Annotated in this window: 13 protein-coding genes; all 13 read right to left on the bottom strand. The window is 66.7% G+C overall.

Annotated features, from left to right (window positions below):
- Positions 1 to 134: 134 nt before the first annotated feature.
- Positions 135 to 2,951, bottom strand: coding sequence for a TonB-dependent receptor (locus AX690_RS10050; RefSeq protein ID WP_156449625.1), 2,817 nt, complete (start codon positions 2,949 to 2,951; stop codon positions 135 to 137).
- A gap of 264 nt (positions 2,952 to 3,215) precedes the next feature.
- Positions 3,216 to 3,686 carry a chemotaxis protein CheE gene (locus AX690_RS10045; protein ID WP_066683079.1) on the bottom strand — a complete coding sequence of 157 codons (471 nt, stop codon included), beginning with the start codon at positions 3,684 to 3,686 and terminating at the stop codon, positions 3,216 to 3,218.
- Complete coding sequence (locus AX690_RS10040) at positions 3,683 to 4,285, bottom strand: response regulator (protein WP_066683078.1); 603 nt, start codon at positions 4,283 to 4,285, stop codon at positions 3,683 to 3,685. The genes AX690_RS10045 and AX690_RS10040 overlap by 4 nt, the downstream gene beginning before the upstream one ends.
- A gap of 5 nt (positions 4,286 to 4,290) precedes the next feature.
- Positions 4,291 to 4,671 carry a chemotaxis protein CheU gene (locus AX690_RS10035; RefSeq protein ID WP_066683077.1) on the bottom strand — a complete coding sequence of 127 codons (381 nt, stop codon included), beginning with the start codon at positions 4,669 to 4,671 and terminating at the stop codon, positions 4,291 to 4,293.
- A gap of 4 nt (positions 4,672 to 4,675) precedes the next feature.
- A complete protein-coding gene (locus tag AX690_RS10030) occupies positions 4,676 to 5,245 on the bottom strand; it encodes a chemotaxis protein CheD (RefSeq protein ID WP_066683076.1) in 570 nt (189 codons plus the stop codon).
- Complete coding sequence (locus AX690_RS10025) at positions 5,242 to 5,631, bottom strand: response regulator (protein WP_007675655.1); 390 nt, start codon at positions 5,629 to 5,631, stop codon at positions 5,242 to 5,244. Before AX690_RS10025 ends, AX690_RS10030 begins: the two co-directional genes overlap by 4 nt.
- A gap of 3 nt (positions 5,632 to 5,634) precedes the next feature.
- Positions 5,635 to 6,663 carry a chemotaxis response regulator protein-glutamate methylesterase gene (locus AX690_RS10020; RefSeq protein ID WP_066683075.1) on the bottom strand — a complete coding sequence of 343 codons (1,029 nt, stop codon included), beginning with the start codon at positions 6,661 to 6,663 and terminating at the stop codon, positions 5,635 to 5,637.
- On the bottom strand, positions 6,663 to 7,535 hold the full coding sequence (locus AX690_RS10015) for a protein-glutamate O-methyltransferase CheR (RefSeq protein ID WP_066683074.1): 873 nt from the start codon (positions 7,533 to 7,535) through the stop codon (positions 6,663 to 6,665). The genes AX690_RS10020 and AX690_RS10015 overlap by 1 nt, the downstream gene beginning before the upstream one ends.
- The gene (locus tag AX690_RS10010) at positions 7,535 to 8,002 is read right to left on the bottom strand and encodes a chemotaxis protein CheW (protein WP_066683073.1); all 468 of its coding nucleotides are present in this window, start codon (positions 8,000 to 8,002) and stop codon (positions 7,535 to 7,537) included. Before AX690_RS10010 ends, AX690_RS10015 begins: the two co-directional genes overlap by 1 nt.
- A 3-nt stretch (positions 8,003 to 8,005) precedes the next feature.
- Positions 8,006 to 10,330: a chemotaxis protein CheA gene (locus AX690_RS10005; RefSeq protein WP_066683072.1), complete on the bottom strand. Its 2,325-nt coding sequence runs from the start codon at positions 10,328 to 10,330 to the stop codon at positions 8,006 to 8,008.
- 66 nt (positions 10,331 to 10,396) lie between these two features.
- Entirely contained in the window at positions 10,397 to 10,762 is a 366-nt protein-coding gene (locus AX690_RS10000; protein ID WP_013080817.1) for a response regulator, read from the bottom strand.
- Positions 10,759 to 11,043 carry an STAS domain-containing protein gene (locus tag AX690_RS09995; protein ID WP_066683071.1) on the bottom strand — a complete coding sequence of 95 codons (285 nt, stop codon included), beginning with the start codon at positions 11,041 to 11,043 and terminating at the stop codon, positions 10,759 to 10,761. Before AX690_RS09995 ends, AX690_RS10000 begins: the two co-directional genes overlap by 4 nt.
- The coding region (locus AX690_RS09990) for a methyl-accepting chemotaxis protein (RefSeq protein ID WP_231732165.1) at positions 11,043 to 11,671 on the bottom strand (629 nt) is incomplete at its 5' end. The genes AX690_RS09990 and AX690_RS09995, both read right to left, overlap by 1 nt.

Here is an 11,671-nt window from a genome sequence, read left to right as displayed (position 1 = left end):
CGACTTCTGCCTGCTGGACGACGACCTCAACGTCGCGAAAACCTGGATCGACGGGCGCTTCGCTTAGCCCAGCTCGGCAAAGAAAAGGCCGCCAGTCACCCGGCGGCCCATTCCATTCCAGCGTTTAGGCGGGACTACATCTTGTAGCGGACCCCGAACATGATGGTCCGGCCGAAGTGGTTGTATTCGTAGTTGCGATTGGCTTCGAGATCGGTGAAGCGATCGCGGTACTCGTCCGTCAGGTTCACGCCTTCCAGCGAGACTTCGAACTGGTCGGTCACGCGATAACGCATCGAGGCGTCGACATTGATCGAGCTGTTGTAGCCCTCGAACACGTTGCCGGTGCCGCTGATGGCATCGAGATAACCACTACGATAGGCGACGGAGGCGCGGGCGCTGAACTTGTCGGCCTCGTAGTACAGAGTCGCGTTGTAGGCGCGGCGCGACAGGTTGAAGAGACGCTCAGACGTCGTGCCCGCCACAAGCTGCGGGAAAGTGTTCAAAGGACGACCGTCGGGACCCAGAACATAGGGAACGGTGCCCGCGCCCTGGAACGAATAGTCGACATCGGAGTCGACCAGGGTGACGTTGGCGATACCGCCGAAGTTCGACCAGAAGCCCGGCAGGAAGCTGAACGGCCCCTGCACCGCGAATTCTACGCCCTTCAGCTTGCCGCCCTGGCCGTTGACCGTGGTGTTGATGGTCCAGGGCTGACCTTCTGGATTAGCCGCGGCCGGCGAGCTGGCCAGGATCAGCGAGGTCGGCAGGCCGGTCGAGGCGTAGGTCCCCTGACGGGTCGCCGAGATCGGGAAGCTGTCGATATCCTTTTGGAACACCGCGACCGAGAAGATCGATTCGCGGGCGAAGTACCATTCGACGGCGGCGTCGTAGGCCTTGGCGCGGTAGGGATCCAGTTGCGGGTTGCCGAAGGTGACGCGGTAGTTGAAGCCGTCTACGGTGCCGCCCGGGGTCAGGCTGCCCAGGTTCGGGCGAGTCATGACCTCGGCGGCCGACAGACGCAGGATCAGCTTTTCAGCCGGGTAGATGACCAGGTTGGCGGCCGGCAGCCAGTCCGTGTACTTGCGATCGACCGTGACGGTCTGGCTGTTGTTGATGCCCGTCGAGGACTGCTCGGTCTTCACATAGCGAACGCCGGCGTTCAGGGCGTAGTCCACGCCCGCCAGCTGGCTCTTCAAGTCCACCTGCAGGTAGGCGCCGGTGTCCTTTTCGGTGACCGAGCGGGTGTTGCCCGCCTGCACGATCAAGGGACGCTGGTACAGATTGATCAGCGCGGTGGCGGCCTGCAGATTCGGCACCACCCAGCTGGTCGTCGTGCCGGCCGGCGCGTCGGCGCCCTTCAGCTCGAAGTTCTGGGCCAGGGCCGACGTGACCGGCGCGCCATAGGTCCCGGCTGCGCAGGTGAAGGCCGCGCAGTAGGTCGAGTCGCGAGCGCCTTCGCGCAGACTGAAATCGAACTGGCGGAACGAAGCGCCGCCCTTCAAGGACACGGCATCCGTCACCGACCAGTCGCCGTTCAGGGCGAAGGTCTTGAACTTGTTGGTGTTGTTGGACGGACGATCGCGGAACTCCGCGAATTGGAAGTTCGTCGGGTCCGTGACGCTGGTCCCGAACGCTAGCACCGGCTTCTTCATGTCGGTGTAGTCGTAGCGGTAGCCGGTGGCGTCACGATCGTCGAAGATGATCGTAGTCTCGTAGGGGATGTCGGCGTCCGACTTCGAGAAGCCAGCCAGGGCGTCGATCTTGAACTTGTCGCTGAACTCGTGCTGCAGATTGGCGCTGAGTTGCTGGAACGTGGTGTCCAGCTTGCGCTCGTAGTGCTCGATCCGCACCCAGGCGTTGTCGAACGTGCCCTTGATCAGGTTGTTATTGCTGTCGATCGTATAGTCGCGAACGCTGATCGAACGCTCGTTCGAGCGGAACAGCACCTCGCCCCACTTCTCGTTGCGGATCGCCTTGTAGCGCGAGAACAGGCCGTCGATTGACAGCTTGGTGCGGTCGGTCGGGGCGAACTGCAAGCTGCCGGTGACTCCCAGGCGCTCGCGATCGTGGTTCACCTCGCCATAGCGCGGGATGCGGGGGTGGAAGGCGAGAGCGACCTGGTTACAGGCGTCGCTTGGAACGTAGAAGCCGCCCGAGTTCTGGGTGGTGAAGCAGCTCGTCGTTCCGACGCGGTTGAACCGGGCCTGCGCCCAGCGGACCGTATTGTTGGTCGATTCGAGCTGGTTCTGCTGCGAGTAGGCGGCCGAAATCGACGCGGCCCAGAAGCCGCTCGGCGCGCGGTAGTTGACGAGGCCGGCGACACGCGGGCCAAGGTCATCGCTCAGGTCATTGTATTGCCCCTGCGCGCTGAGGGCCATGGTGAAGCCGTCCTTGCCGCGCATGGGGTTGCCGGTGTTCAAGTCGACCACCGCGCCCAGCGAGCCTTCGTCCAGCGAAGCCTCGGCGGTCTTGTGCACGACCAGCGAGCTGAAGAGCTCGGAGGCGAAGACGTTGAAATCGAAACCGCGCTCACGGTTGGCGCTCGCGCCATCAGCGGTGGTCGCGATGGCTTCCATGCCGTTGACCCTGACGCGGGTGAACTGCGAGCCCAGGCCGCGCACGGTAATGGCGCGGCCTTCGCCGCCGTCACGGACGATCGAGATGCCGGGCACGCGCTGCAGGGATTCCGCAAGGTTCTGATCGGGGAACTTGGCGATGTCTTCGGCGACGATCACGTCGACCGACGAGACCGAGTCGCGCTTGACGTTCAGAGCCGCGTCCAACGACTTGCGGAAGCCGGTGACGACGACTTCCTCGACGACGGCCTCGGCCGGATCGGCGGCTGGCGCCGTCGGAGCCGTCTGCGCCATCGCGCCGCCCGCCATCATCAGCGTCAGGACCGAGACGCCGTACTGCAGAGCGCGCGACCGCGCCGTGAAATTCTTGGACATATAGCCTCCTCCCGTGTCGACCATAGGCGCTTGCGCCCTGTCTGGCCTTTGATCCGCTTCGCGACCTTCCCTCGCGAAACGAGCCCCAGCCGGTAAGTCTTGATTTTTGTTACCGGTGTCAGAAGCCAATCGAGGTTTTTGACACCGGTGGCATAGTGCTAACAAAGCCGAGCTCGCGCCACAAGGCCGCAATGTGGCCACAAGTCGGAGAACGCGACGCGCCGTTGCGTTTCCGACACATAGCGCCGTTCTGGAAGCTTGGACTTACGCCTCGTCGGGGCGGTAATTGCTGACCTGGTACAGGCCCTGCAGCATGGCCTCGCGCTGATCGGCGGGCAGCAGAGCGCCATGCGCGCGCAGCAGGCGGAGGGCGTCGATATGGACATCGATCGCGTCCCAACGCCAATTACCGGAGCCTTCGCAGCTATCGACGAGCGTGCAAAGCGACACGGCCGCCTTGTCGATCCCGGCGTCCGACACGAAGGCGCTGACGTCGATGATCCTTGATCCGAGGACGTAAAGGCTCTCGTAGAGCTCGGACGCACGCTCGGGCGCGTCCTTGCCGAACCGGCGCTCGATCTCGGCGAGAGCCTCGTCCAGGGCCGCCATTGACGACTCGCGCAGGCTTTCCACGCCAGCTTCGGCGGCGGCGATCGCATCCTTGGCCATGATGCCCCCGCGCTCCTTGATCATCGCGGTCAGGCGATTGGTTGGGCGGAACTTGCGGACTTTCATATCTGCACCTTGGCTGGGCGCATCAGGTTTGCGATTTCATCGTCGGACATGTTGGGCGTCTGCGCCTCGCCCACCTCCGCCGGAAGGTCGTCCTTACGCCGCCCGTCCGTCCCCGGCGGTGGCCCCTCGTGCTTGAAGCGCCGATCAGGTCCGACATAGGTGTCGCACTCGATGAAGGCGCGGTCCTCGCGGGCCACCCAGAAGATGCGCTCCAGCAGCACCTTGGGCGTGATCGGCTTGGCCACCATGAAGTTGGCGCCCGCATCGCGGACCTTGAAGATCTGCGAGGTGCGGGTGTGGCCGGTGACCAGGATCACGGGAATATAGCGATTGCTCTCGCCGCCTTCGCGGCGAAGCCACTGAATGAACTCGATGCCGTCCGTCGTCGGCATCTGCACGTCGCTGATGATCAGATCGAAAGTCTTGGTGCGGACCAGGGTCTGGGCGTCGGCGACGCTTTCCGCGCGGAACAGCTGCTTGACGCCAAAGCCGGAGACGACCTGCGACAAGATGTCGAGCGAGGGACCGTTATCATCCAGTACGAGCACCGTCGCCCGCTCGAGATTGATCCGCGTCGAGGGGAGAAGCGCGTCGCTCATAGGCGCTAGAAAAAGTCGAGTTCGCCAGCGACCTGGCGGTCCTCGGTCTGCTCTTCGGCGCGCAGGCGCTGGGCCATGTCGGCCAGGCCAAGACCGTTAAGGACCGGGGCGATCGACATGCTCCATTCGCCGGAGGCGTGATGGCCGATCCGCTCGAGCACTTCCGACAGGCCGTGCAGCCTTTGGCTCAGCTCGTCGAGGGCCTGCAGACGCGCCAGGTTCTCGACGGTGGCCCCGCCGTTAGCGAGGTCGCCGGCCAGATGCTCGCAGTCCCGGCAGATCGCCGCGGCCGAAGCCAGCTCCGCCGCCAGACGCCGCGATAGCTCACTGACCGGCAGATGCTCGGTCGTGTGCGTCGTCGGCGAAGGCAGTGGCGAAGGTTGCATACGGTCAGAACAGATCCACGTCGCCGCTGGAGGCGGCGGGCATCGGGACGGGAGCGGGACGGCGGACGTCCTGCGGCGCGTTGTCGACGGCGACCAGGCGCTGGCGCACACGGCCCGAGGCCGGCCAGAACTCGACCCGGCGCGCCGACACGCCGCCCGTGCTGGACGAGACGATCGGAATGCCCTCGTCGCGCAGGAAGCGCTCGGCGAACGCGGAGTTGCTGGCGCCGACGTCCGAGAGGCCGTCGAACAGCTTGGCGCCGCCGAAGATCTTGGCTTCCAGCCGCTCGCGGCGGGCGCCTTTCTTCAGCAGTTCGTTGATCAGCAGTTCCATGGCGTAGGCGCCATAGCGAACCGCGTCCCCGCCGGTCCCGCGGCCGTCGCCGGCGTCGGGAAGCAGGAAGTGGTTCATGCCGCCGACGCCCGACTGCGGATCGCGGATGCAGGCGGCGATGCACGACCCCAGCACCGTGGTCATCACCACGTTGGGATCGGTCGTCACGTGGCTTTCGCCCTGGGTGACGTGAACCTTGATCGCCCGCTCGGTGTCTTCTGGAGGGTTGTGATGCGTCATGTCAGCTGTCCGAACACCTGTTCGATCTTGTCGCGCAGTCCCTGGACGGTGAACGGCTTGACGCAATAGTTGTTGACGCCGAACTGCACCGCGCGCTGGACCAGTTCACGGTCCGCGCGGCCGGTCAGCATGACGAAGGCCGTCTGGCGGATCGGCGGGTGCGAACGCACCGCGCGGAGCAACGCCAGACCGTCCATCTTCGGCATGTTGAAGTCCGAGATGACGAGGTTCGCCGGCTTGGCCAGGAGGTTCTTCAGGGCCTCCTCGCCATCGGGCGCTTCACGAATATCCTTGAAGCCGATCTGCTGCAGAGCATTGCGGATCAGCGCCCGCATGGTCAGCTGGTCGTCGACGACGAGAACGGAAATGGTGCTTGCTTGGGGCATAGGTTAGCGCCTCGCCGAGGCCAGATCGAGAATGGACTGGCCCATGGAGGACAGGGAAACCTGCTTCTCCACCGCGCCAAGTTCGAAGGCGGCTCTGGGCATGCCGTAGACGACGCAGCTGGACTCGTCCTGACCGAGCGTCCGGGCTCCCGCCTTGCGCATCGCCAGCAGCCCCTGAGCACCGTCGCGGCCCATGCCGGTCAGGATCACGCCGACAGCCTTGTCCCCCAGCGTCTGGGCGACCGAGTTGAACAGCACGTCCACCGACGGGCGATGGCCGCTGACCGGGTCGCCTTGGACCAGGCGGCACCGCAGGCCGGCCGAGCGGACGACTTCGAGGTGCGTGGCGCCGCCGGGGGCGACGTAGACCTTGCCGGGCTCCAGCACCGCGCCGTCCGAGGCTTCCGCCACCTTGGCGCCGCTGGCGCGGTCAAGGCGCGCGGCGAAGCTGGCGGTGAAGGTCGCCGGCATGTGCTGGGTGATCACCGTGGGCGGGCAGGTGTCCGGGAACTGCTGAACGATCGACAGCAGGGCCTCGACGCCGCCGGTCGATGAACCGATCGCGACCAGGTCGCCGGACGGCATGTAATCCTTGCGCGGCGCCCGGGCGGGCGCGGCGTCGGCCTTGGTGCGCACCGAGGCCCGCGCCGCGGTCTTCACCTTGGTGACGATCTCGGCCAGGGCCTCCTGGGTGCCGGTCGCATCGGCCGGCTTGCCCACGCAGTCCACCGCGCCCAGCTCCAGAGCCCGCAGCGTCATTTCCGCGCCGGCCTGGGTCAGGGTCGAGACCATGACCACCGGCATCGGCCGCAGGCGCATGATCTTCTCGAGGAACTCGATGCCGTTCATGTTCGGCATCTCGATGTCGAGGGTGACGACGTCGGGGTTCAGGGCCTTGATCATGCCCCGGGCTTCGAAGGGGTCGCCCGCGCCGCCGACGACCTCGATCTCGGGATCGCGGTTCAGGGCGGCGGAAATCAGGCTCCGCATCGTGGCGGAGTCATCGACGACGAGTACGCGGATCTTAGCCATTAGCGGCCCACCTTTCTGTAGGCGGTTAGACCGCAGCTTTCGAACGCGGTCACGGAAGCGCCAACGCGCTCGGAGTGGCCGACATAGAGTCGGCCGCCAGGAGCGACGAGCGGCGCGAAGCGGCTCCAGACGCGTTCCTGGGTGGGTTCATCGAAGTAGATCACGACATTCCGACAGAAGATGGCGTCGAAGGGACCTTTCATAGGCCACGACGGACCGTTGAGATTTAGTTCCCGGAAGGCCACGAGGCTGCGGGCGGCCTCGCATACGCGCCAGGCGCGCTTGTCGCTGGGATCGCGCTCGAAGAACTGGCTGCGGGTCGCGGCGGGGATGCCCTCCAGCAGCGCCTCGTCGTAGACGGCGGCCCGGCCGGCCGCCAGCACGTTGGTGTCGATGTCCGTACCCAGGATCCGGATGTCCAGGTCAGCGGCATTTGGCCACACCGACAGCACCGTGAAGGCCATCGAGTACGGCTCCTGCCCCGAGGAGCAGGCCGCGGACCACAGACGCAGGCGGCGACCGGCGCGCACCTGATCGGCCAGCGGCTCCAGCACGTTGACGCGCAGGTCCTCGAAATGGTGCGGCTCGCGGAAGAAGCGCGTGACGTTGGTGGTCAGCGCCCGGAGCATCTCCTGGCTCTCGTCCGCGCCCTTGTCGCTGGCCACGAAGGCGCAGTAGTCGGCGAACGAGCGCAGCCCCAAGGCGCGCAGGCGCTTGGCCAGACGGGAATAGACCAGCGTCGCCTTGCTGTCGGGCAGGCTGATGCCCGCCAGGTCGTACAGCAGCGCGGCGATGCGCTTGAAGTCCTGATTGGTGAAGGCGAACTCGCCATCGACGATGGCGTCTCGCTCGGTAAGGGCTGCGGCGGTCATCAGGCGGCCATCGCCTCCCGTTCCGGCAGGATGCGGTCCAGCGAGATCTCGCTGATCATCCGCCCCTCGATGGAGATAATGCCCCGCACGAAGCTGCGAACCGCGTCGCAGGCCACGTCGGGCGTCGGTTGGATCATATCGTCATTGACCGACAGGATGTCGGACACCGCATCGACCAGCAGGCCGACCGTGCGGTCGCCCGCCTTGACCACGATGAAGACGCTGCGGACGGTCGGCTCCAGGACCGGCATGCCCAGGCGGCAGGCCAGATCCATGATCGGCAGGACGGCGCCGCGAAGGTTGATCACCCCACGCATGTAGCCGGGCGACTGAGGGAGAGTGGTCGCCGGGCTCCAGCCGCGGATTTCGCGGACGGCCATGATGTCCACGCAGTACTCCTGGTCCCCCACGCGGAAGGAGATCAGTTCGCGGCGGTCAGCGCCGATGGCGGCGGCATGTTCTTCCATGACTTACTCCGCGGCGATGAGGGTGGGTTCGGTGGGACGGGGCGCGCCGCCTTCGCGGCGACGCAGGTTGATCGTGGCGTCGACATCAAGGATCAGGGCCACGCGGCCGTCGCCCAGGATGGTCGCGGCGGCCACGCCCTCGACCTGCTGGTAGTTCTGCTCAAGCGACTTGATGACCACTTGGCGTTGGCCGTGGATGGCGTCGGCGACCAGGGCCGCGCGCGAACCGTCCTCGCCTTCGACCAGCAGCACGACGCCGTCGGTCGGCGGCGGGCTTTCGTCGCGATAGCCCAGGGTCAGGCCGACGTCGATCAGCGGCACGAAGCTGTCGCGGACGGCCAGCACCGAGCCCACCGGGCCCAGCGGACGAACCTCTTCCGGCTTCGGACGCAGGCTTTCGACGATGGCGGCCAGCGGCACGACCAGGGTCTCGCCGGCGACATCGACCACCATGCCGTCCAGGACGGCCAGGGTCAGCGGCAGGCTGAGCGTGAAGGTCGAGCCCTGGCCCGGACGCGAGGTGATCGAGATCCGGCCGCCCAGGGCCTGGACCGAGCGCTTGACCACGTCCATGCCGACTCCGCGGCCCGACACGTCCGAAATCTTGTCGGCGGTCGAGAAGCCCGGGAGGAAGATCAGGTTGTCGATTTCCTCGTCGGTCAGCTGCAGGTCGGGCGCGATCAGGCCCTTCTTGACCGCGATCGAGAAGACGCGCTCGCGGTTGATGCCCTTGCCGTCGTCCGAGACCTCGATGACGATCCGGCCGCTGCGGTGCAGCGCGGCTAGGCGGACCATGCCTTCGGGGTTCTTGCCGGCGGCCTTGCGCTCATCGGGGCTTTCCAGCCCGTGGTCGATGGCGTTGCGCAGCATGTGGGTGATCGGTTCGGCCAGACGCTCGATGACCGTCTTGTCGACTTCGGTGTTCTCACCGTCCATCACCAGGCGGGCCTGCTTGCCCGTCATGTTGGCGACTTCGCGGACCAGACGCGGCATGCGCTGGAACACCGACTTCACCGGCTGGGCGCGGATGGCCATGACGCTGTCCTGGATCTCGCGCGTCAGCTGTTCCAGCTCGTCGAGGCCCATGGCCAGGTTGGAGGACGGGGCGATGCCATATTCGCCGACGCGCTGCGCCAGCATGGCCTGGTTGATGACCAGCTCGCCGACGAGGTCGATCAGGCGGTCGATCCGCTCGGGATCGACGCGGATGACCGATTGGCCGGGACCGGGCACTTCGACCGGGGCGGCCTTGGCCGGCGCGGCGGCGGGCGCGGCCGGCGCCGCGGGCGCGGCGGCCTTCGGAGCCTCGGCGACCGGAGCGGGCGCGGGCGTCGGCGCGGGCGCTTCGGCGGGCTTGGCTTCGACGGGCGCCGGAGCGGGCGCTTCGGCCACGACGGGCTCTGGCGACGGGGCGGGCGCATGGACCTCGGCGGCCGAGGGCTCGGTGGCGCGGATCAGCGCGGCGAGTTGCTCGACCGTGGCCTCGCCGCGGATGATGTCGAGATCGCAGTCGCCATCGACGAATTCGAAGACCTCGCGGATCGCCGCCTCGTCTTCCTCGGTCTCGACGCGAACGTTCCAGGTGACGTAGGCCGCTTCCGGATCCAGCTCGTCCAGCTCGGGAAGGTGGCGGTCGTCCAAGGTGGCCTTGATCGGGCCGAGGCGGCTCAGCTCACGCAGCAGCAGAGCCGTCTCGTTGGCCTTGCGATAAAGGTCCGACTTCGGACGGATCGACACCGTCCAGACATTCTCGGGCGCCAGTTCGGCGTCGGCCTGCTGGGCCTCCACCGTGATGGTCTGCGGCACGAAAACGAACCCGAGGTCGTCGTCGTCCATGGCGTCGTCGTCCGCGGGCGCGGCGGCGGCCGGGGCGGCGGCTTCGACGGACGCTTCGGCGGCGGGCGCCTCGGCGACCGGCGCGGCGGCGGGCGCGGGGCTCGCGTTCGGGTCGGTCCAATGCTCCAGCTCGGTCGCCATGGCGGCCGAGGCGGCCATGTCGACATCGCCCAGGCCGCGAGCGGCGCTGACGTGGTCGGCCAAGATGTCGGAGGCGCGCAGCAGGACGGCGGCCAGCTCGATCGTGCTGGGCACGGCGCCGGAGCGAACGGCGTCCAGCAGCGTCTCGAACACGTGGGCGAAGCGCACCAGCGGCTCAAGGCCGAAGGCGCCGGCGCCGCCCTTGATCGAGTGGACGGCGCGGAACACGGCGTTGACCGTCTCGAGGTCGCCGGACCCTTCCTGCATGGCCAGGAGACCGCCTTCGAGGTCGGCGAGAAGCTCCTCGCATTCCTGGAAGAAAGTGACCTTGATGGCCTCTAGCTCGTCCATTCCCGTACGTCCTAATTCGCGTCTAGCAACGGGTAGTCAAATCAAAGCGGCGGATTACTCGCCCGATCAGGCGGCGACGCGGCGGATGGCGTCGACCAGCTTCTCGGGATTGAAGGGCTTCACGATCCAGCCCGTGGCGCCGGCCTCGCGGGCCCGCTGCTTCTTGGCCGGATCGCTTTCCGTGGTCAGGACCAGGATCGGGATGGCGCGATAGTCGTCGTCGACACGCACCGCCTCGATGAAGCCGAAGCCGTCCAGCTTGGGCATGTTGATGTCCGTGATGATCACGTCAGGACGGTGAGCCGAGAGGACCTCGAGCCCATGCTCGCCATCGACGGCCTCGACCACGTTGAAGCCCGCGCCGGCCAAAGCCATGCGCAGCATGTCCCTCATGGTGCGGGAGTCATCGACCGTAAGAACCGTCTGCGTCACGATTCAGCTCCTTGGAATTCCGCCGACAGGAGCGCCTTTTCGGCGCCAAACAGACGGGTGGTTTCTACGAAGGCCTCGGAAGGCCCCTTGATGGAAAAGGTTTGACCGTCATGGTCCCAGGCCTTGCGGGCCGCCAGGAGGACCTGCAGGCACAGACCGCCGAAGCGGCGCACCTGGTCGGCCTCGATCTCGATCGGGGCGCCGCGGCGCTCCAGGAGCGCGGCCTTCAGAGGGGCCGCGGCCTTCAGGTCCAGATTTTCAGGCAGCGCAATGGCGGCCATTAGAATTCCTCCCAACCTTCCGTGACGGGGGCTTGAGCGACCGCCGCCGAACCGCTGCTCCGGCCCGGACGGGCGAAGGTGTTCAGGCGGGCCTGCTGCTCGGCCACCGGGTTGCGCGCCGGAGCGTGCTGAGTCGCGTCGGCGGGGGCCGGGCGCGAATAGGACGAGGCGGCCGCGCCCACTTGGAAGCGGGCCATCAGGCGAACCAGCTCGGCGGTCTCGCCCTTCAGCGAGTGCGTCGCGGCGGTCGACTGCTCGACCATGGCGGCGTTCTGCTGAGTGACTTGGTCCATCTGATTCACGGCCGTGTTCACTTCGTTCAGACCGGTCGCCTGCTCCGCGGCGGAGGCCGCGATTTCGGTGACCAGGGCGTCGATCTCACCAACCTTCGCCACGATACGCTGCAGCGCTTCGCCGGTCTGACCGACCAGGCTGACGCCTTGGCTGACCTGCTGGGTCGACGAGGAGATCAGGGTCTTGATCTCCTTGGCGGCCTCGGCCGAACGTTGGGCCAGAGCGCGAACTTCCTGAGCCACGACCGCGAAGCCGCGACCCGCCTCGCCCGCCCGCGCCGCTTCGACGCCGGCGTTCAGGGCCAGCAGGTTGGTCTGGAAGGCGATCTCGTCGA

Source organism: Caulobacter sp. CCH9-E1, assembly GCF_001556515.1.
In the GTDB taxonomy this organism is placed as follows: domain Bacteria; phylum Pseudomonadota; class Alphaproteobacteria; order Caulobacterales; family Caulobacteraceae; genus Caulobacter.
This window is presented reverse-complemented; position numbering and strand designations above follow the sequence as displayed.